Annotated in this window: 16 protein-coding genes and 1 riboswitch; of the genes, 3 read left to right on the plus strand and 13 right to left on the minus strand. The window is 38.1% G+C overall.

Annotated elements, in window-relative coordinates:
• Positions 1-2: 2 nt before the first annotated feature.
• From metF to V3Z67_RS06435, 5 genes are all read right to left on the minus strand, one after another.
• Positions 3-959, minus strand: a complete 957-nt coding sequence (gene metF, locus V3Z67_RS06415) for a methylenetetrahydrofolate reductase [NAD(P)H] (protein ID WP_330442526.1) — start codon at positions 957-959, stop codon at positions 3-5.
• On the minus strand, positions 960-3,635 hold the full coding sequence (metH, locus tag V3Z67_RS06420) for a methionine synthase (protein WP_330442527.1): 2,676 nt from the start codon (positions 3,633-3,635) through the stop codon (positions 960-962).
• An 8-nt stretch (positions 3,636-3,643) separates the two neighbouring features.
• The gene (locus tag V3Z67_RS06425) at positions 3,644-4,645 is read right to left on the minus strand and encodes a homocysteine S-methyltransferase family protein (protein WP_330442528.1); all 1,002 of its coding nucleotides are present in this window, start codon (positions 4,643-4,645) and stop codon (positions 3,644-3,646) included.
• 87 nt (positions 4,646-4,732) lie between these two features.
• Positions 4,733-4,837: riboswitch (SAM riboswitch) on the minus strand.
• Positions 4,838-5,024: 187 nt separating this feature from the next.
• Positions 5,025-5,552, minus strand: a complete 528-nt coding sequence (locus V3Z67_RS06430) for a hypothetical protein (protein WP_330442529.1) — start codon at positions 5,550-5,552, stop codon at positions 5,025-5,027.
• Positions 5,553-5,671: 119 nt separating this feature from the next.
• On the minus strand, positions 5,672-6,118 hold the full coding sequence (locus V3Z67_RS06435) for an OsmC family protein (RefSeq protein ID WP_330442530.1): 447 nt from the start codon (positions 6,116-6,118) through the stop codon (positions 5,672-5,674).
• 696 nt (positions 6,119-6,814) lie between these two features.
• Between V3Z67_RS06435 and metK the strand changes: the two genes are divergently transcribed.
• A complete protein-coding gene (metK, locus tag V3Z67_RS06440) occupies positions 6,815-8,065 on the plus strand; it encodes a methionine adenosyltransferase (protein WP_330442531.1) in 1,251 nt (416 codons plus the stop codon).
• Between the two features lie 49 nt (positions 8,066-8,114).
• Here metK and V3Z67_RS06445 read toward each other — a convergent pair whose 3' ends face one another.
• The 3 genes from V3Z67_RS06445 to V3Z67_RS06455 form a co-directional block, all read right to left on the minus strand.
• Positions 8,115-8,990, minus strand: coding sequence for a carboxypeptidase-like regulatory domain-containing protein (locus V3Z67_RS06445; protein ID WP_330442532.1), 876 nt, complete (start codon positions 8,988-8,990; stop codon positions 8,115-8,117).
• A 10-nt stretch (positions 8,991-9,000) separates the two neighbouring features.
• Positions 9,001-11,757 (minus strand): carboxypeptidase regulatory-like domain-containing protein, encoded by a 2,757-nt coding sequence (locus V3Z67_RS06450; RefSeq protein WP_330442533.1) that lies wholly within the window; start codon positions 11,755-11,757, stop codon positions 9,001-9,003.
• A 97-nt stretch (positions 11,758-11,854) separates the two neighbouring features.
• Positions 11,855-12,760 carry a GLPGLI family protein gene (locus V3Z67_RS06455; protein ID WP_330442534.1) on the minus strand — a complete coding sequence of 302 codons (906 nt, stop codon included), beginning with the start codon at positions 12,758-12,760 and terminating at the stop codon, positions 11,855-11,857.
• A gap of 114 nt (positions 12,761-12,874) precedes the next feature.
• Here V3Z67_RS06455 and V3Z67_RS06460 point away from each other — a divergent pair, with 114 nt between their 5' ends.
• Together V3Z67_RS06460 and V3Z67_RS06465 are read left to right on the plus strand one after the other, a co-directional pair.
• Positions 12,875-13,669 (plus strand): hypothetical protein, encoded by a 795-nt coding sequence (locus V3Z67_RS06460; protein ID WP_330442535.1) that lies wholly within the window; start codon positions 12,875-12,877, stop codon positions 13,667-13,669.
• Positions 13,669-14,283, plus strand: a complete 615-nt coding sequence (locus V3Z67_RS06465) for a deoxynucleoside kinase (RefSeq protein ID WP_330442536.1) — start codon at positions 13,669-13,671, stop codon at positions 14,281-14,283. Before V3Z67_RS06460 ends, V3Z67_RS06465 begins: the two co-directional genes overlap by 1 nt.
• A 53-nt stretch (positions 14,284-14,336) precedes the next feature.
• Here V3Z67_RS06465 and V3Z67_RS06470 read toward each other — a convergent pair whose 3' ends face one another.
• The 5 genes from V3Z67_RS06470 to V3Z67_RS06490 form a co-directional block, all read right to left on the minus strand.
• Entirely contained in the window at positions 14,337-16,790 is a 2,454-nt protein-coding gene (locus tag V3Z67_RS06470) for a sodium-translocating pyrophosphatase (RefSeq protein ID WP_330442537.1), read from the minus strand.
• Positions 16,791-16,904: 114 nt separating this feature from the next.
• Complete coding sequence (locus V3Z67_RS06475; RefSeq protein ID WP_035133920.1) at positions 16,905-17,435, minus strand: inorganic diphosphatase; 531 nt, start codon at positions 17,433-17,435, stop codon at positions 16,905-16,907.
• A 256-nt stretch (positions 17,436-17,691) separates the two neighbouring features.
• Positions 17,692-18,243, minus strand: coding sequence for a hypothetical protein (locus V3Z67_RS06480; RefSeq protein ID WP_330442538.1), 552 nt, complete (start codon positions 18,241-18,243; stop codon positions 17,692-17,694).
• 95 nt (positions 18,244-18,338) lie between these two features.
• A complete protein-coding gene (locus tag V3Z67_RS06485) occupies positions 18,339-18,899 on the minus strand; it encodes a hypothetical protein (protein WP_330442539.1) in 561 nt (186 codons plus the stop codon).
• Between the two features lie 70 nt (positions 18,900-18,969).
• On the minus strand, positions 18,970-21,462 hold the full coding sequence (locus V3Z67_RS06490) for a DUF5686 and carboxypeptidase-like regulatory domain-containing protein (RefSeq protein ID WP_330442540.1): 2,493 nt from the start codon (positions 21,460-21,462) through the stop codon (positions 18,970-18,972).
• Positions 21,463-21,484 lie beyond the last annotated feature (22 nt).

The following is a 21,484-nucleotide window of genomic DNA, read 5'->3' on the forward strand; positions in this document are numbered from 1 at the left end:
GTTTAAAAAACTTCCTTACCAATAGCCTTAATATTATCTGACTTGCCCATAGAATAGTAATGTAACACAGGTATACCTGCTTTTACCAGCTCCTTACTCTGGGCAATACACCACTCTATACCTATTTGCCTAACGGCATCGTTATCTTTTGCCTTTACTATTTCCATAATAAGTTCATCCGGAAGATCTACCTTAAAGCGGTGTGGCACCTGATTTAGCTGTTTTTTAGTAGATAGCGGCTTTAACCCCGGTATAATAGGCACGGTAATACCCTCTTTCCTGCATTTGTCTACAAAATCAAAAAACTTCTTATTATCAAAAAACATCTGGGTTACTATGTATGATGCCCCATTTTTTATTTTTTGCTTAAGGAAATAAATATCACTGTCAAGGCTAGGTGCCTCCATGTGTTTTTCAGGATATCCTGCCACTCCGATACAAAAATCTGTTGCCGATGTGTTTTGCAAATCGTCATCCAGGTAAATACCTTTATTAAGATTCACAATTTGTGATACCAGTTCACTGGCATACTGATTACCCTCTTTTTCCGGCTTAAAATAAATTTCGCTTTTTACTGCATCTCCCCTTAGGGCTACTACATTGTCTATCCCTAAAAAGTCAAGGTCAATTAAAAAGTTCTCGGTATCCTCTTTGGTAAATCCACCACAAAGGATGTGCGGAATAGCATCTACCCCATACTTATTTTGTATGGCCGAACATATCCCTACCGTACCCGGACGCTTTTTAACTACCTTTTTTTCCAAAAGTCCGTTTGCCAACTCTTTATAGGTATACTCTTCCCTGTGGTAGGTCACATCTATAAAAGGTGGATTGAATTCCATTAACGGATCGATGCTATCAAAAATAGACTGTATGTTTTGTCCCTTTAACGGAGGTAGTATCTCGAAAGAGAACAATGTTTTGCCGTTTGCATTTTCTATATGTTCAGTAACTTTCATTTAATCTGCAATATTTGGGTTAAGCCATTTTATAGCTTCATCAATAGTTATATTTCTTCTTTTGGCATAATCCTCCACCTGGTCCTGTTTAATTTTCCCAAGTCCGAAGTACTTACTTTCAGAATTCCCGAAATAATACCCCGATACCGATGAGGCAGGCCACATAGCAAGACTTTCAGTTAGTGTTACACCCGTATTTTTCTCTACATCCAGCAATTCCCAGATGGTTGTTTTCTCTAAGTGATCCGGGCAGGCAGGATATCCCGGCGCCGGGCGTATACCTTTATATTCTTCTTTTATAAGTGCCTCATTACTCAGATCTTCATTAGAGGCATATCCCCAAAATTCCTTCCTAACCTTTTCATGCAGGTACTCGGCAAAGGCCTCTGCAAAACGGTCGCCCAGTGCCTTAACCATTATGGAATTATAATCGTCATGATTCTTTTCAAATTCGGTAGCTTTTTCATCCACACCAAAACCGGTAGTTACACAAAACGCACCCATATAATCTGTTTTACCTGTTTCTTTAGGGCAAACAAAATCAGACAGGGCAATGTTTGGTGCTCCTTTGGTTTTTTGTGACTGCTGCCTTAGCGTAAGGAACGTAACCAGTTCGTTTCCGTTTTCGTCATACACGGCGACATCATCGTCATTCACCTGATTTGCCGGAAATATTCCGTATACCCCTTTTGCTTCCATCCAGTTTTCATTAATAATAGAGGCCAGCATTTTTTTAGCATCATCAAACAGGACTACTGCCTGTTCCCCTACTACCTCATCTGTAAGTATATCGGGGTACTTACCATGCAGGTCCCATGTACGGAAAAAAGGTGTCCAGTCAATATAGGGCACCAACTCCTTTAACGAAGGTGAGATGGTATATATACCCATTTTCTTAGGTTTATAGGCAGTGTAGTTCTCCCAGTCCAACTGAAACTTGTTAGCTCTTGCATCGGTTATAGACAGAAAATCCTTATCGCGCGAACGGTTTAAGTAACCTTCCCTAAGCTTATCGTACTCTTCCCTTATAGTTTTGGAATATTCGGTTTTTGTACCTGTATTAATAAGGTTTCCGGCTACGGTTACAGCCCTCGAAGCATCGTTAACATGTACTACTGTTTCCCTGTATTCAGGCGCTATCTTTACTGCTGTATGCGCCCTTGATGTTGTGGCTCCGCCTATCATGATAGGAATACTTATATTCAGTTTATCGAGTTCTTTTGCCAGATACACCATTTCATCAAGTGACGGAGTTATCAGTCCGCTCAAACCTATAATATCCACCTCTTCCTTAATAGCGGTTTCAATAATCCTTTCCGGCGGCACCATTACCCCAAGGTCTATAATCTCAAAATTATTACAGCCCAATACTACCGACACGATATTTTTACCAATGTCGTGCACATCTCCTTTTACGGTTGCCATCAAAACCTTACCGGCCGATGTTCCTTTACCTTTACCTTCTTCGATAAAAGGCAGTAGGTATGCCACTGCTTTTTTCATTACACGTGCCGACTTAACCACCTGTGGCAGGAACATTTTACCACTACCAAACAGGTCGCCCACCACATTCATACCTGCCATTAGGTTTATCTCAATAACCTCAATAGGTTTTGAGGCCGAAAGACGTGCTTCTTCCACATCGGCTTCTATAAATTCATCTATTCCTTTAACAAGAGCATGGGTAATCCTTTCCTGCAACGGAAGCGAGCGCCATTCCTGCACCTGTTTTTCCCCCGACCTGGCATCACCTTTTACATTTTCGGCAAAAGCCAAAAGACGCTCGGTGGCATCATCCCTGCGGTCAAGCAGTACATCTTCCACATGTTCTAAAAGGGCCGCATCAATCTCATCATACACCTCCAGCATTTCCGGATTTACAATCCCCATATCCATACCGTGCTTAATAGCATGGTATAAAAACGCCGAGTGCATTGCCTCTCTTACCTTATCGTTACCCCTAAAGGAAAAGGATACATTACTTACCCCTCCACTTACATGGGCATAAGGCAGGTTTTGCCTTATCCACTGCGCTGCCCGGAAAAAGTCAATCGCATTTTTGCGGTGCTCTTCCATACCGGTAGCCACAGGGAAAATGTTCGGGTCAAAAATGATGTCTTCCGGAGGGAAATTTACCTTATCAACCAGTATATCGTACGATCGTTTACAAATATCAATACGCCTTTGGTAGTTATCTGCCTGACCTACCTCATCAAATGCCATTACAATTACAGCAGCACCATAGCGTTTTACTTTTTTAGCATGTTCAATAAACAGTTCCTCACCCTCTTTAAGGCTGATGGAATTTACCACGCTTTTACCCTGCACCACCTTAAGCCCTGCCTCTATAATCTCCCATTTGGAGCTGTCTATCATAATAGGCACACGGGCAATATCAGGTTCAGATGCTATAAGGTTAAGAAAAGTTGTCATGGCACTAACGCCGTCCAACATTCCTTCGTCCATATTAATATCTATAATCTGGGCACCACCCTCAACCTGGGCACGGGCAATATCTAACGCCTCTTCATATTTTTCATCCTTTATAAGACGCAGGAATTTTCGGGATCCCGTAACATTAGTACGTTCCCCTACATTTATAAAATTACTCTCGGGTGTAACGATTAACGGCTCCAGCCCCGACAGCTTTAAATATCTTTGAATATTCTCCTTCATATCTCCTATTAACTAATAACCGGCAACTGCCTTGGCTCATAGTTTGCCGCTACCTCTGCAATTAATTTAATATGCTCTGGTGTTGTACCACAGCATCCTCCTATAATATTAATCAGGTTATCATCTAGATACTCTTTAATAAGTACCTGCATTTCCTCTGCTGTCTGGTCATACTGCCCAAATGCATTTGGTAGTCCCGCATTAGGGTGTGCCGATACATTGAACGATGTATTGTGAGCCAGTCTTTTCAGGTATGGTTTTAACTGATCGGCACCCAATGCACAATTGAAACCAACACTCAGCAGCGGTATATGTGAAATTGATATTAAAAAGGCCTCAACCGTTTGTCCTGATAGCGTTCTGCCCGAAGCATCGGTAATTGTACCGCTCACCATTACAGGTATATCCAGCCCCAGTTCCTCTTTTACTTCCTCTATAGCAAAAAGTGCTGCTTTAGCATTAAGGGTATCAAAAATGGTTTCCACCAAAAGCAAGTCACTCCCCCCGTCAATAAGGGCACGTACCTGTTCTTTATAAGCGATTAGAAGTTGATCGAAAGTAATAGCCCTGTATCCGGGATCGTTCACATCGGGCGACATGCTTGCTGTACGGTTTGTAGGACCTATAGAGCCTGCCACAAAACGGGGTTTATCAGGATTTTTGGCAGTGTATTCATCAGCGACCTCACGGGCAATTTTAGCTGACTCATAGTTAAGCTCATATACCAAATGTTCCATGTGGTAATCGGCCATACCTATGGTAGTACCTGAGAAGGTATTGGTTTCCACAATATCAGCCCCTGCTTCAAAGTATAAGGCATGAATATCCCTTATAGCCTGTGGCTGGGTTAGTGATAAAAGGTCGTTATTCCCTTTTAACGGATGCGGAAAATCTGCAAATCGTTCGCTCCTAAAATCTTCTTCCGTAAAATTATACCGCTGAAGCATGGTACCCATAGCACCATCAAGTATAAGTATCCTTTCGTTAAGAGCCTGATGTATTTTTGACATAATAGTTTATATTCGGATTAATGTTCCGTTATAATATCAATATGTCATCAAAAAAGTGGAGAGAGAAAATACGGGAGTATTTTCCTTGTGTTATCTATCCGCGCTTGCGGTAGAATTTAGCACCTTCTTTAAAAGATTAAAGGGTTGCTAAGGCTTCATCGGGTCTATTCCCTCTGCCTTTCGTGATAACAAATCAATTTGTATAAGAACCCTGCAAAGTAATGTAATAAATTAATATTATGCAAATAAAAAATAGCAGACTGAATTACAGGTATATAATGCTACAATAAATATAGCCTGTAAAAGTACATAGAAAAAGACAGGCTCCAAAGCCTGCCCTTTAAACACACATGATAATGAATTATTAGTCCCTATTTTATTAAGCCGCCAGTTTCTTTTGTTTTTCGGCAATCTCTACCAAAGCTTCAAATAGCTTTTGTACTATTTCCCCTCTGCTGTCTTTAGGACCACCTAAAAAGAGGGCTTCTAACCCGTGTACCGATGCTGCCAGTTTGACCTCATCTTTAAATGATGCAGGTAACCCTGTTGCATTTTTATTTACCGACACTACATTAAACCCACTTTTAAGCAGTTTTGTATAATCTAACGGAAGACTGTCGTCCCCCGAAGCATCAACCGTAATCAGGTTGCTAATATTATTAGCATGCAGGTATTGCAATACATCTTCCATTTTAAACGGAATGCCAAACTGTATAAAGTTGGCTTCCCATGAAAAGTTCACTCCCTCCTTTTCAAAAAAGGCTACCGATGAGTTAGTGATTACCGGGAACCTCAGGTCTATTTTATTATCCAGCGCAAGGCCTTTTCTTTCTTTTAAAATTTTATTTATGAGCGCGCTCCCCACGTTTCCTATACCGAAGAGCACTATGTTTATCCTATTATTCATTTTTTTTACTTTTTTCTTTTTAAGAATGGACTCCCCCCTGTTATGGCGCAGGGGGAAAGACCAGTTCTTCACAAACAAACAAAAACAACTTAAAATATTTATATCAAACCTTTACCTAATCAGTAATGGTATTCTTTGTAGAGTATGAGGTCGACGGGTGTGGCATTGACCAGATTATCATATACAGGGCTGCGCGCCTGTATCTCTTTTACCCATCGCTGTAAAGCTGTTAAAGAAGCTTTTGTTGACGGCTTAAGAGTAACTTCCAGTTTACTGAAACCGGCTCTTTCTTTCGTGTTCTTTCCTTCATATTTTGCTGCATTGAAGTTCCCTGTAATTTCTACCTGTAATGAGTTAAGCGCTATACCCTGCTCTCCGGCCACCAGTTGCCCCAGTGAATTAATACAACCTGCAAATCCTGCTAAAATGTATTCGTAAGGATTTGACCCCTGTAGTTCCGGAAACTTTTCATTTTCGCTTATCCTTAAATCGGTATTAAGTGTTTTAACTACAAATTGCTTATTGTTACCTGTGTACCCCAGTACGTTAATAGATGTTGTGTTCATAATATTGCTATTTTTTTAAATGAGAATGATTGAAATAAAAAAAGGTCCTTCTGGAGTTTACCAAAAGGACCTTACACTTGAATTATAAAACTAAATATTAAGTCGTTCGCTTTTGGCAATGTACATAGTGCTTCCACATCCAGGTATACGAAATACAGATGAACTTACAAATGGTTGTGATAAATGATGTAAACGAATTAAAAACTTTCATGTCCCTATAACGGTTATTGCCAAATAATTAAAATAAAAAAGCCCCTGCTGTTGGCAGGGGCTTTTTGTTTTATATAATTTTAATTTAAAATTAGTCAACAGTCACCCCTGCGGAAATTTTCCACGTAAAGTATGACATATTGCAAATAATAAATTTCATTTCTCTGATTTTGAACAACAAACATCCGAACAATTCCCGACATAAACAACACAAAAAGTAAAAATTAACATTTTAAAAATACATAAGCAGAAACTTAAATACTACGTATTTAAATAAACAGCGTTAAAAAATTCTTTTAAAAATATTAAAATCCTGAGCAGTTTTTTTTATTCCAAATAGGTTTTATACCTTTGCAGGAGAAAAAATTAGAGGAAAGATTTGTACTGATTGCAACCTCAATAAAAAATGCTAAAGCAGGACCACTTCCCTTTAGCACTTGCCGCATTCAGCACTGTTTTTTCACTACATAAATTAGTAAACATTTTATGGCATATTTATTTACGTCAGAATCAGTGAGCGAAGGGCACCCTGATAAAATTGCTGACCAGATTTCGGATGCGCTGATTGATAACTTCCTAGCTTTTGACGCCGACTCAAAAGTAGCCTGTGAAACTCTTGTTACAACAGGACAGGTAGTACTTGCAGGTGAAGTAAAATCAAAAACTTACCTTGACGTGCAGCAAATTGCACGCGATGTAATTAAGAAAATAGGCTACACAAAAAGCGAATATATGTTTGAGGCTAACTCATGTGGTGTATTATCTGCCATACACGAGCAGTCTCAGGATATTAACCAGGGGGTAGACAGGCTTACTAAAGAAGAGCAGGGAGCCGGTGACCAGGGTATGATGTTTGGTTATGCTACAAACGAAACCGAAGATTATATGCCACTGGCACTTAACCTATCGCACAAATTATTACAGGAGCTTGCTGCTTTGCGCCGTGAGGACAAAGAGATCAATTATCTGCGACCTGATGCTAAGTCTCAGGTAACGCTTGAGTATGATGATGATAACAAACCTGTAAAAATAAAGACCATAGTTATCTCAACTCAGCATGATGATTTTGCTGATGAGCCAACTATGCTTGCTAAAATTAAGCAAGATATACTGGATATACTTATACCAAGAATACTGGAAAAGAACCCACAGTATGCTTACCTGTTTGACGATGAGATTGAGTATCACATTAACCCTACCGGTAAATTTGTTATTGGCGGACCTCACGGTGATGCCGGACTTACAGGAAGGAAAATTATTGTAGATACTTATGGTGGCAAAGGTGCTCACGGTGGTGGTGCTTTCTCGGGTAAAGACCCAAGTAAAGTAGACCGTAGTGCAGCATATGCTACACGCCACATTGCTAAAAACCTTGTTGCTGCAGGTGTTGCCGATGAGATTTTAGTACAGGTATCTTATGCTATTGGGGTTGCTAAACCAATGGGTATTTACATAAACACTTACGGTACTAAAAAAGTTGACCTTAAGGATGGTGAAATCGCTAAGAAAGTAGAGGAGATTTTTGATATGAGACCTTACTTTATTGAGCAACGCCTTAAACTAAGAAACCCTATATACAGCGAAACAGCTGCATACGGACACATGGGCCGCAAGCCGGAAACCGTAACAAAAACCTTCACCTCTCCAAACGGGGAACAAAAAACCGTGGAAGTAGAATTGTTTACATGGGAAAAATTAGACTATGTAGAAAAAGTAAAAGAAGCATTCGGGCTTTAATACCCCTATTGTTACAAATAAAAAAAAGGCAGCCAATTGGCTGCCTTTTTTATTTTTCTATCACTACATCTATGTTTATCATAGCATTTACAAAATCCTTTCTTACCTGAGATTTTGTTGTACCAATCCGCCATTCCTTGTTACGGTATCGATTCCATGTTATAATTTTTCTCTCAGTATGAGTAAAAAGTATACGCGGGGCAACTACAGCCATACTTTTAAGTTTCCCTTCATACCGTGTATTTATTACTTCTACACCTACACAAATGCCATTTCGGGGAAAAATAATATTGAGACTATCAACATCTATTTTTAGCTCATAGGTTTTATTATCAGGGAACACTATAAGGTTTTGACCGTACAATTCTTTTCCAGGCTTCTTTTCCAGTTTGTCATATTCGTAAAACCTTATATTATAACTTGCTTGGTAATCAAACTCTTTTTCCTTTTTTAAATCCAGATATACAGCCTTCACTTTACCTTCTTTGTACTCTGTATTTTCAATATAGGAGCAAAATTCAGTTCCAAAAGGGATCGATTTCTGCACCTTGTATTTCCTGCTTAAACCCAAATGTTTAGTACCGGAATATTTTTTCTTTTTGTAATCAATTACCACCTCATTAAGCACTAAAGCTTTTTGAACCAAAGCAATATGCAGTTCTCCTTTATAACTTTGAGGTCTAATTACTTTATTTTCATAACCTACAGAACTTATCAGCAAATCATCATTCTCATCATTAAGGTCAAACTCAAATCTACCTTCAACATCACAAGATACTCCACGGTCTTTTTTTAGCAGCGTAACATTTGCAAACGGTACTGGCTCTTTAGTTACACTATCCCTAACAACACCATGAATAATCTGGGCCTGAAGAGAAGACAACCCTGAAGAAAGACATAAAAAAAGAATTAAAAATGTTTTCAAATAATATTTTTTATAAACCATACTTTATAGTAAGCATTAAATATCGTGGCTGTACCCTATAGCGAGATACGCTTGTCCTGAACTGGTTAAAGCTGTCATCATTAAGCGAAGTGGTATTAAGCAGGTTAGTTCCACCCACTTTAAACTCCCATTTGCTTCCCGGTTTCCTGTACATAACATAAGCATCAAGAAAATCGTATTTATTATCTGATGTCCTTGCATCATTATAGTAATGGTTAAACTGATAATCAGCAGTAACGGTAAACGAATCCCAGAAGTAATAATCCAGCTTAGCAAATGGCCTATGGTTATAAAACTTGTTATTAGCATAGTCATTTATACTTATACTGTAACCAAGCTCTAAGTTAGGCATCGTTTTATAGTTGGTAGAGAAACTAACCGAATAACTTTGTGTAAACTGCTCGTTTGTCTGCCTTATTGAGTTTTCCAGTGATGGCACTCCCTGCACCCCGCTTTGCGGATCGAACCTGAAGTTGTTGTATTTATTCCAGTTTAGATTAGCTCCTACAGAGGCTTTGTAGTAACGCCAAAAACTCCTGTTATAACCTATCATACCGCTTAAGGATTCATCGGCAAAATTAGAGTTCTCCATAGTACTTATACTGTTAGCCCCGTTATAACCCGCAAGGCTTTTAATGGCATCCATACGGTGATTATATGTAACAGAACCAAACACCTGTGTAAAGTTGAACATATCAAACTTAAAGTAACGCAAGTTATGACTTTGATAAAGAGCATTTTCAAGATATGGATTACCTCTGAAAAGCGAGTTGTAGTTCGTGAATATAAGCCCTTGTGCAAAGTTGGTCACATCGGTAAACTGGGTAGTCATGTTGTAAGTATAGGTAAGGCTTTCTGATTTTTTAATCTGGTAAAGCGCATACACATCCGGCAACACTCTGTAAAAATCGTTATTGACTTTCACATCCTTCTGTTCATTATATACATTATAACTATGCAGACTAACACCCGGATTAAAAGTAAACTTACCGGTTATAAATTTATAATGTAAGCCAAGGAACACATCATTAAAACTATAGTTCACATCGTTCTTACTGTTATCATCAAGATTATCCTGCGAACCATCGTCCAGTATTTGGAAAATATCCGAATTGAAACTCTGGTATGAATAAGTATCGCCCAGCGTCAGATTGATGTTACTTCTTGGCGTAACCATATAATAATAGTCAGCCTTAACATCAAGCTTATTGGTAATCACAAAACGCTCCTGCGAAATATCATAACGGGTAGCAGGCGACAACCCTAAGTTAAGCGATGTATCTCCTGTGCCCGAATCAGGGAACGGATTATTACCCAAGTTGGCATTATAAAACGGATCTTCATCCTGATACAGGTGCTGTGCCTCAAAGGCAAATACATTCTTATCGTCTAAAGTATAGTACAGGTTAAAGTTTTGATTGAATGAAAAAGGCTTTTGCTTTTTAACCGAATAGATTTCCTGATCCTGTTCTGTTTCCGGAAAAACCGATGAGAACAAACCATTGTCTTCCTGTTGGCTTGAAGCTTTTACGAAAGCATCGTAATCAACATGAAGGCTTTTATTTGGAATATAGCTTCCGCTTAACTTAAACAGGGCAAAATCACTTTTTTGCAGTGACCTTTCATCTGTTTCCTGTGTGGTTTGTGTTTCTCCTGTTTCAGGATTTAATATCTGGTTACGGGTTTGTGTCTCGGTTTCCGTACGGCTTGAATTGTAAATACCAAAACCGCTAATGGTTAAAGACTGCGTTGGATTATAACTAAAGTTAGCTGCTCCAAATTTGGTTTCAATCTCCTTAGCCCTGTTATTTCTTAGCAGGGATATACCTAAATCGTTAGAACCAATATTAAAACTTGTACCACCTTTACGCATCATGTTACGAAAGCCACCCGAGAACTTCATATAATCCTGAATAGTAAGCGGTAGTTCTCCATTATTATTAATGTTACCTATTACATTAATACTGTATTTAGGACTATAGTAAAACAGCTTAGGGTTCACAAGGTAACGCTCACCCTCACCTATACTGGCTCCGGCAGTAACATCACCAAACCAAAAATTCTTTTTACCATCTTTCAGCTTGATGTTCATTGCCACATTATCCTGATTGTTTTCAAGCCCTTTTAGCTGGCTCACCTCATTATAGTTACGAAGTACCTCAATCTTATCCAGAGCATCGGCAGGAATATTTTTAACTCCAAGCTTAGTATCTCCGTCAAAAAAATCTTTCCCTTCCACCATAAGCTTGGACACGGTTTTACCCTCTACAGTTACTTCTCCGTCGTCATTCACCTCAACCCCCGGAAGCTTTTTTAGTACATCTTCCAGTTTACGTTCACTACCATTTGTAAAAGAATCAGAGTTATACACAATTGTATCTCCTTTTATGGTTACCGGCATCTCGTAAGTAATTTCAAGCCCTGCCAGCTCAACCCCCTGCTGAAGCACAAGGTCTTTTACCATATCATCGGTAGTTGTTGTTATTATCTCTTCCTTTGGTGTATATCCTATATAACTTGATTTTAAAATATAGCTGGTATTGGTTTTCAGGGTAAGCTGGTATTTACCTTTCTCATTGGTAATAGCATACGATTCCATTTCGTTAGTGGTTTTGTTAACCGCCATTATGTTGGCCATTTCCAAACCTGTCCCGGTAGAATCTTTAATCGTACCCTGCACGTGAATGCTTTGTGCCTGTACAAAGGCCGAAACCAATAGCACAACAGTAAATAAAAAATTTCTCATTGATTGGCTAGTGTAATTTATTCTGTTTAACCTGAGTAATGATTAATAGGGCTCCCCTCCATATTATACTTAGGCTTATTATTTTTTTCAATCAGGATTATGGTCTGCCCATACCACGATGACCGCCACCTCTTGGACCACCACGCATTTCCTGCATTTCCTGTATTTTTTTCATCAGGATTTCGGCAAATTCTTCCTGAGTTACTTTCTCCCCTTTTTTAAGCTCTTTAATCTCAGCTTTATCTTTAGGGTTAAGTACTATTTTAGAACAAAGTATCATTGTTTTACCATCGCTTACTTCCAGTATAAGTCCCGGAAGTCCCCAGTAATTACCCGGCCCCTGGCTAATAGGTATTTCAGGAGTATACCATGCAGTTATCTCAACTGTTTCCGGCATTTCCACCATATCCATAAAGTTGGTTTTTCTCAACTCCTCTTCCCTACCCTCTTCCTGTAATTTTTTGATTTTCTCTTCTGCTCCTTTTTTAGGACGCATGTTCATAAGGTTAGTTTTATCTACAGGCATAATAGCAGTAGCCTTAAAACAGGTGTAGTTGCCTATTTTTTTGGTTTCGTTTACCATTTTCCATTTAATTGCCGGAAGCGAATCGTCTACTAAAAACTCTTTTCCAAAAATATCTTTCTCTACAAGTACTCTCTTGTCCTTTATATTTTTGTAGTGTTTTCCGCCACCGCCCATCATAGATGACATCATTTTAAACATTCCTCCTCCCTGTCCCGGTGCATCAAGTTTTTGCTCTTCCTCATAAACAGAAGCCGTTTTATCAAAATGCAGTATAAAGGTTTTTTCAAACATTGGGCGCATTCTTTCCTCAATCATTTTTCTCATTTCCGGCGTAATGTTCTTGTTTCCATCAAGTTGCTTTGTAGCATCTTCCATACTGGTTTTAGACTCATACACGGCCTCTCCCTGAAAATTCTGAGCATGAGATAGGAATACAGAAAAAAGTAATGTTATAACATAAAAAGTGAATTTTTTCATATCGATTGGTTTTTGCATTTATTTGTTAGACTGTCTAAAAGCCGATTCGTTACATAGCTTTTTTAAAAAATATTAAGTTTTCTCTCATTCTAATTTTTTGTACTTTGGCTAAGTATGAAAAATACCATTATTATACTCCTGCTATTTGTTTGTAACTGTACCTCAGCACAGGAGCTTACCATCCCTGTTAAATTTCTTTCTAACAGCAAGGCAGCACCTGAAAGATATGTAGGAACCGATGCCTTTGGTTACGAGTACACCATAAGCGACAATGAGTTTAAAAAACAAAAGGACAATAAGGTTCTTAAATACAATAGCCTTTCACTGGGCGACATCTATCAGGTAGACCTGCAAAACCCATTACAGGTAGTTTTATTCTACAAGAACTTCAATACAGTTGTATTATTGGACAGTCAGCTTACCGAAACAGCGAGAATAAACTTTTCAGACACTCCGCAGGCTATAATAGCCGAAGCTGTTAGTTTAGCTTCACAAAACCGTTTATGGGTTTATGATATTAACACACGACAAATAGGATTGTATGATATAGCCCAGAATAGTTATAAAACAATTACACCACAATTGAGCGGCGGTATGCAGTACTACCAGTCTGACTATAATTATTTTTACTGGGTAAATAATACCAACACATGCTATAGGGTAAACCTGTTTGGCAAGGTAAGTACACTGGGAATAACAGAGGGCTTTGACCAACTGCAGTTTATAGCACCACAAAAAGTACTATTCAAAAAAGACAATAATATGTACCTTTACAACATGGAAACCCAAAGCCACAAACTAATTGAGGTAAAGGAAAAAAGCTTTAAGAGTTTTTATTACAAAGAGCAAATTTTATCTATTTTTACAGACAACGACATCATTCAATATAAAATAACAAGTACCGAATAATGCATATAGCAGTAGCCGGAAATATAGGGGCCGGAAAAACTACCCTAACAGAACTACTGGCCAAACATTTTAAATGGGAACCACATTTTGAGGATGTGGTAGACAACCCCTATCTGGATGATTTTTATCATCAGATGGAACGCTGGTCATTCAACCTGCAAATCTACTTTTTAAATACCCGACTAAGACAGGTATTACAGTTTAAGGAAAGCGGAAAGAAGATAATTCAGGACAGGACTATATATGAAGATTCGTATATTTTTGCACCTAACCTTCATGCTATGGGCTTAATGAGTAACAGGGATTTTAACAACTACACTTCCCTTTTTGAGCTTATGGAAACTTTTGTGGGCGCTCCTGATTTGCTTATTTATCTAAGAAGCTCTATCCCTAACCTTGTAAAGCAAATACATAAGCGTGGACGTGACTACGAAAACTCTATATCCATAGATTACCTTAGCAGACTAAACGAGCGCTATGAGGCTTGGATTCAAAACTACGACAAAGGTAAACTACTTATTATAGATGTAGATAAGAATGACTTTGTTGACAGCCCTGAAGATTTGGGAGACATAATAAACCGAATTAATGCCGAACTAAACGGACTTTTCTAAAAATAAAAAATGCCCCTGCAATTGTAGGGGCATTTTCTTTAAAGTGGATTAATTTACTTATTATTTTCCCGTAATTCGTTAATCTTTGCATCCACTTCTTCTTCTGTACCTTCAAAGGATTTCTCCTCCATTTTTATATCTTCGTTAGTAGTATAGGTAGATATTACCACATTAGCAGTAACCTTACCATCTTCACCCCTTACTTTTTCAACTGTCATTTCTGTACGTTTTTCAACCACAGTGCTTATAGGCTGTTCTATTACGGTGGCCGACTGCACATTCATACTGTGAGCATCATGGCCTCCCAAAATAGGAGCCACAACAAGACCGATAAGACAGGTTAATTTAATAAGGATGTTCATTGACGGACCCGATGTATCTTTAAAAGGATCACCCACAGTATCTCCTGTTACGGCAGCCTTGTGAGCATCAGACCCTTTATAGGTCATTTCCCCGTTAATCATAACCCCGGCCTCAAATGATTTCTTGGCATTATCCCAGGCTCCTCCGGCATTATTCTGGAATACTGCCCAAAGCACACCTGATACGGTTACACCAGCCATATAACCACCTAACATTTCAGCCACCAACTGATGATTATCAGGATAAACAAGCATTCCTATAAGTACAATAGCAATAGGAAAACCAATAGTTAGCAATCCCGGCAGCATCATTTCACGTAAAGCAGCCTTTGTAGAGATTTCTACACACTTACCATACTCTGGCTTACCCGTGCCTTCCATTATGCCTGCAATCTCTTTAAACTGCCTCCTAACCTCATAAACCATATCCATTGCTGCCTTACCTACCGAATTCATAGCTAATGCCGAAAACACAACAGGAATCATACCACCCACAAAAAGCATGGCCAGTACCGGCGCCCTGAATATATTAATACCATCTATACCCGTAAAAGTTACATAGGCTGCAAAAAGCCCTAACGATGTTAAAGCGGCTGATGCAATAGCAAAACCTTTACCGGTTGCTGCAGTAGTATTACCTACTGAGTCCAAAATATCTGTACGCCCTCTTACTTCTTTAGGCAGTTCACTCATTTCGGCTATACCTCCTGCATTATCTGCAATAGGACCAAAAGCATCAATAGCCAACTGCATAGCAGTAGTTGCCATCATTGCCGATGCCGCCAGTGCTACACCATAAAAACCTGCAAAAGCATAAGCACCCCAAATCGCACCTGCAAAAAGCAGTACTGTTGGGAAGGTAGAAACCATACCTGTTGCCAATCCGGCTATGATATTGGTTCCTGCTCCTGTGCTTGATTTTTGGACAATAGCCAAAACCGGTTTTTTACCAAGTCCTGTATAATATTCAGTAACCGATGATATAACACCACCTACAAAAAGCCCCACCAGCGTTGAGTAGAATACCCGTAGTGAAGAAATTTCCTTTGCATCTTCTCCATAAAAATTCATCATCATAGTTTCGGGCAATAAGTAAGTCACCAGAAAATAACATGAAACAGCCACAAGAGCAATAGAAACCCAGTTACCCACATTAAGCGCTCCCTGAACTTCTGCCTCTTTAGCATCGTTGCTTTTTATTTTAACCAATAAAGTACCTATAATAGAAAACAGGATTCCGAAGCCTGCTATAGCCATAGGTAATAATATAGGACCAATACCTCCAAAAGCAAGACTAACATCTGGGTTAGCAGCTATTATATCTCTTAAAACATAATTACCTAAAACCATTGCTGCCAAAACTGTTGCTACATACGACCCGAACAAATCGGCACCCATACCGGCAACATCCCCTACATTATCCCCTACATTATCAGCAATAGTAGCAGGATTACGCGGATCATCTTCCGGTATACCCGCTTCAACCTTACCTACTAAGTCGGCTCCTACATCGGCAGCTTTAGTATAAATACCACCACCCACACGGGCAAAAAGTGCGATAGATTCTGCTCCAAGCGAAAAACCTGCAAGGGTTTCCAGCACTATAGTCATTAATTCCTGAGCTGTTTTTGGGTCACCACCTAAATCTCCCGGTGCCCAAACGCCATTCATAAAGTAATGAAAGAAGAAGATAAAGAAACCTGTTAACCCTAATACAGCCAGCCCGGCAACACCAAGCCCCATAACCGTACCACCGCCAAACGAAACCTTAAGCGCCTGTGGCAGGTTTGATCTTGCAGCCTGTGTAGTTCTTACATTAGATTTGGTAGCTATTTTCATCCCCATATTTCCTGCGAGAGCAGAAAAGAAGGCCCCAAAAATAAAAGCTACCACAATAAGTATATCTGTAGTGGGGACTATATAAGAAATAACCGCCAGGGCTATACTGGCGGCTATAACAAAAAATGCTAGTAGTTTATATTCTGCTTTCAGGAAAGCTAGAGCTCCTTCATAGATGTGATCTGAGATTTCTTTCATTTTCCCGTCACCGGCATCTTGCTTAAGGACCCATGATCTTTTGACTGCCATAAACAGCAACCCTACAACGGCCATTATTATAGGCACGTAAATCATTATTGATTCCATAAAAAAATTGTTTGGTTTGTTAATACATTAGTAAATGTAACAAAACCATAACAAATAAAAAAGCAATATTCCGCATAGAATATTGCTTTTTTCACATTTTTTTAGGAAATATTATTATCTGATGCTAAATAATTCAGCAGGCTTATCTTGTAAAGACTCAAAACGATCAACACATTTCTCTATAATTTCACGAGCTTCCTTAACATCTCCCCACCCTTCAACATCAACTTTCTTGTTTTCAAGATCTTTGTATACTTTAAAGAAGTGCTCAATCTCTTTTAGAAGGTGCGGATTCATATCGCTTAGGTCTTCTAATTTATTCCAGATTGGATCTGACATAGGAACACAAACAATTTTCTCATCCGGACCTTTCTCATCTGCCATGTGGAACACACCAATTGGCTTAACTTCCATAACACAACCAGGGAAAGTAGGTTCTGTAACAAGTACTAGTACATCAAGAGGATCGCCGTCAAGAGCAAGAGTTTCAGGAATGAAACCGTAATCTGCAGGATACATCATAGATGAGAATAACATCCTGTCATAACGTATTTTCTTTAGTTCAAAGTCATACTCATATTTATTTCTGCTTCCTTTTGGTATCTCGATAAGTACATCGAACGAATTTGATTTTGCTGCGCTCATTTTATTTTGTTGTATTTATTTCATTTACAGTTTTGCGGCTGCAAAATTAATGCAAAAAATGCTGTTTACAAAGCAACACCCCTATTAAAAACACTGGTTAGTAGTGTATTTACATAAATTTAATAGGGAAAACCATATTATTTTACACCTTGAACAAAAATCAAAAGTGTATGAAATAAAAAAGTCTTCTTAAAAAGAAGACTTTAAACTACTATACGTATTAACTATTAATAAAAACTACTTTCAGTATTTTAAATTATTGATTTAAAGGATTACCTTCTTCAAATTGCTCACACCACCAAATAGTACAAGGTCCTTCATCACAGTAAGGTATAAGCTGACCTTCATGTTTCAAGAACTTAATATGACATCCGCTTGGACAACCTTCACAAAAAGCAACAAATTGAAACGAATCATCTACAGAAAATTGAGGTGAAGATGGCTCTGACCTTAATATAACATTAGCTGAAAGGTTATCAGCTGTTGAACCTATAAGAAAAAAACGTTCTATACTCGAATCGTTAGTTGCTACTTTTTTTACGACAGAAACAGACTGAACCTGCTCTACATGACCATTCTCTTTAAAATACTCATTGAAAGCCCGTAACAAATCACTTTCAGGTACTATTAGAACGACCTCACCATTTTGCATTTCAGCAATGGGTCTACTCCATATTTCAGACCTGCTTTTAAGGCTCAAAGCTGTATCTCCATTATTCATCTCAACATTAGATTTGTCATCACTACAGGATACAAAAGCTAAAGAAACAAATAAAAACAAAAGACCTAATAAAGTATTTTTTTTCATAATAAGGCAAGGTTTAATTATTTAAATGACACTATTTCAAACGAAATTAATCTTTTTCGCTTATCAAAACTCCTAACTAAATGTTAAAAAAACTATTACTTACTCCTCTTAAGCCTAAAAACACCTTCACGCTTAATACAATCAGAACATCCCTCTGAACATGAAAGACTTGCTACCCCTCCATTATAAGCCACAACAACATCACAATCATCCACACACCCCTTACACATTATCATTATCACCATATCCTGCGCAGCATAATAATACAGCTTAGAGTCCCGCACGGTAAGTAAAGTTCCAAATTTTGTTTTTTTATCTGCGCTGGATGCCAGCACCATATAAAAATTACCATCTCCATCCTGAACATCAGTTTCCTTAATTTCTATGGTTGCTATATCTCCTTCTTTACCGGTAAATAACTTCCATTTCTCAAAAAAAGCATCATAATCCGTATATTCAATATCTCCATTTTTAATTACAGCAACAGGGGTATCTGTAAAATATCTTTCGGCAGAAGCTACATTTTGCTGCGATTCTACAGGAGTTACTTTTTCAATAACTTCTTCAGGCTTACTTTGCTCTTCTTTTTTCTGTTGTTTACACCCCAAAGACACTAAGGCAAACAAAGTAAAAATGCATATAACTATGCTTTTCATATAATAAAAATTAATGGACAATTAGGTATTCGACACTAAAATACAATTTTTTTTATACCAACGAAGAATATTAAAAATGAAAACCAAAAGTTCCCTTAACAGCAAACTTGTTAATATCCGGTAAATCAAGATAACTACCCCTCCATGCAAAATCGATACGGAACACTTTAAATATATTCCCTACACCTGCATGATATTCCCAATACACGTCTTCAGGAGCACGATAGGTTATACTTGAAGCATTTAAATCGATATTTCTTTGAGAAACCGTACCATACACTCCTTTAATACCAACTATCTCCCTTAGGTTAAGCTTTCTTAAAAGCGGGACCCTGGCAAAAAGCCTACCGTTAAAGTTATGCTCCAAATGCAATGAAACATACTCATCGGCAGCAAACTCGTAGTAGTTCATTAAGTTATAAGTATTCTCTATAATAAAGTACGACTGGTTACCCGGCACAATACCCATTAACCCTAACGGAACAGCTCCAAATATTTTACCAGCCTCCAGTGTGGTAAACAATCTACCGAAACCACCTATAAGCACAGGCTGCCTATAGTAAAATTGTATTTTTTGATATTCAAAATCACTATCAAACAACTTCACTCCCTGTGTGAAGTTTAAGTACAGGCGGGCATAGTTTAAATCTACATCACTACGCTCCACACCATAACCTATTGTTCTCCTTCCGGGAGTATAATCTGCATGTAAACTATACTCATACTGATTCACCCTACTCCTCACTCCCTGCGACGGATCGTTTGGATCTATATAATAATCCATATTAAAGGTTTGAGGCGAAGCCGACTTTAATGTTCTATAAGAGAAACTTGTTCTGAACAACAAATTCTTAACCGGCTCTATTTCTGCCGAAAAAGTAGTTAGTCTTATATTAGTAAGCTTACTGTTATCCCCACTGGCAAAAAGAGAAGATGAAGCAAAGCTACGCCCCAACACATCATTAGTAGCGGTAAGGCTCACACCGGTTTGTTCTATATCTCTTCGGTTACCTCCAGACAGGATAATCCTTTTCTTTTTGTTCACCATCCATTTACCGGAGATTCCATACTTAAACTTATTATCCTTAAAGCCATAAGCCGTATAACCTTCTACCCTCCAGGGATCATTTTGACCAAAGTAGGTACGCCCTCCGGCTCTTAACCTTATTCCTTCAACATCATTATAACCGAAGGTGGAAAAAATAGGCCCGTAATCAAAATGATTTATCTGATAATAACCGGACCCCAGCGTTGCGACAAGATTGTACATTTGTTTAAACCTAGGTACCGTTTTGAGGGTATCCAGCATTTTATATATAGCCTTCTCATCTTTATTGAGCGACTCAAAACGGTTTTCCGCCCAGTAATCATCTGATTTATTATTTACAGTCTCGTCATACTCATTAACTTCCTTATGATAAAAATCAGATGGTTTTTTAATATCAAATTCGTAGTTCTGGAAAAGCGTGGTTCTTTTACCGTAAACTCCTTTAGAACCTTCTTTCTTTCTAAGTGCAAAATCAGACATCATATGATCTCGCGTTAACAGGAAAACAGAGTCGTTCATTACCTCAAACTCCTGCTCAATATAAATATCTTTTACCCAGTTAATGTTAGCACTTTTACTGGCCGACATTACAATTTTCTTTATCGCAAAAGTGGTATCGTTTACCCAAAAATTACCTTTAAAGGTAAGTTCGTTTTTACGCCTTGGATAGAATACTATATTATAACACCATTTATTATCTACATACGAACTGTCGTGCAATACATAATTATACACATTAATACCTGTACGCGATAAAGGGCTCACAAAGTCCTTATCAAAAAACTTAAGATAATTATCATAAATATCATAATCAGCATATAGGTCTTTTATAAAAGCTATTATTTGCTGATTATCACTAAAGCCCGAGTTTTTATTAGCCTCGGTTATTTCTTTGCGACTGTTTGTAGTATTATCTCCATACACTTTACCAATATTCTCATTAATAAATATTGGCAGATACGTTTTACCGGTAACACTAGAGGTATCTACATGATCAAATATAAACTCCATACCTTTAAAAAGCTTTCTCTTTGTAAAGGCACTATCTATATTATTCATATCAAACTCCACCTTTTCATACTTATCAAACTGGTACTGGTCAAACATTTTAAGTCCGTTTTTCCTTCTTCGTTCCCAAATTTTACGAAGTATATCTATGGCAGGGTTATTCTTTTTTGAAGTTTTACCCGAATAAAGCACAACCTCATTTAGCATTTGCCCTTCACCCAAAACCACTTTAAGGTCATAGGTACTTTGTTTTTGAAGCTGTATATCTTTTGATTCGTATCCTACAAAAGAGATTTGTATTTCCTTGTAAGTATTTTGAGACTCCAGATAAAATTTCCCGTCCTCGTTAGTTATTACACCTTCGGCCGTTCCCTTAAAGTAAACATTAGCATACGGTATAGGCTCATTCGCCTCATCCAGCACTATTCCGCTAACTTTAGTTTGTGCTGATAAACAGGCTGTAAACGCAATAAACGCTACCAGTAAAAAAAGTATTTTCTTTTTCATATATGCTATAAACAAAAAACTT

The organism is Flavobacterium sp. C4GT6 (assembly GCF_036347315.1).
In the GTDB taxonomy this organism is placed as follows: domain Bacteria; phylum Bacteroidota; class Bacteroidia; order Flavobacteriales; family Flavobacteriaceae; genus Flavobacterium.

Excerpts from the sequence above, each read along its gene's own strand:
- V3Z67_RS06470 (WP_330442537.1), bottom strand. The coding sequence starts at position 16,790 with ATGGAATCAATAATGATTTACGTGCCTATAATAATGGCCGTTGTAGGG.
- V3Z67_RS06490 (WP_330442540.1), bottom strand. The coding sequence starts at position 21,462 with ATGAAAAAGAAAATACTTTTTTTACTGGTAGCGTTTATTGCGTTTACA.
- V3Z67_RS06460 (WP_330442535.1), top strand. The coding sequence starts at position 12,875 with ATGAAAAATACCATTATTATACTCCTGCTATTTGTTTGTAACTGTACC.
- V3Z67_RS06455 (WP_330442534.1), bottom strand. The coding sequence starts at position 12,760 with ATGAAAAAATTCACTTTTTATGTTATAACATTACTTTTTTCTGTATTC.
- V3Z67_RS06435 (WP_330442530.1), bottom strand. The coding sequence starts at position 6,118 with ATGAACACAACATCTATTAACGTACTGGGGTACACAGGTAACAATAAG.
- V3Z67_RS06465 (WP_330442536.1), top strand. The coding sequence starts at position 13,669 with ATGCATATAGCAGTAGCCGGAAATATAGGGGCCGGAAAAACTACCCTA.
- V3Z67_RS06480 (WP_330442538.1), bottom strand. The coding sequence starts at position 18,243 with ATGAAAAAAAATACTTTATTAGGTCTTTTGTTTTTATTTGTTTCTTTA.
- metK (WP_330442531.1), top strand. The coding sequence starts at position 6,815 with ATGGCATATTTATTTACGTCAGAATCAGTGAGCGAAGGGCACCCTGAT.
- V3Z67_RS06450 (WP_330442533.1), bottom strand. The coding sequence starts at position 11,757 with ATGAGAAATTTTTTATTTACTGTTGTGCTATTGGTTTCGGCCTTTGTA.
- V3Z67_RS06475 (WP_035133920.1), bottom strand. The coding sequence starts at position 17,435 with ATGAGCGCAGCAAAATCAAATTCGTTCGATGTACTTATCGAGATACCA.
- V3Z67_RS06425 (WP_330442528.1), bottom strand. The coding sequence starts at position 4,645 with ATGTCAAAAATACATCAGGCTCTTAACGAAAGGATACTTATACTTGAT.
- V3Z67_RS06430 (WP_330442529.1), bottom strand. The coding sequence starts at position 5,552 with ATGAATAATAGGATAAACATAGTGCTCTTCGGTATAGGAAACGTGGGG.
- metH (WP_330442527.1), bottom strand. The coding sequence starts at position 3,635 with ATGAAGGAGAATATTCAAAGATATTTAAAGCTGTCGGGGCTGGAGCCG.
- V3Z67_RS06485 (WP_330442539.1), bottom strand. The coding sequence starts at position 18,899 with ATGAAAAGCATAGTTATATGCATTTTTACTTTGTTTGCCTTAGTGTCT.
- metF (WP_330442526.1), bottom strand. The coding sequence starts at position 959 with ATGAAAGTTACTGAACATATAGAAAATGCAAACGGCAAAACATTGTTC.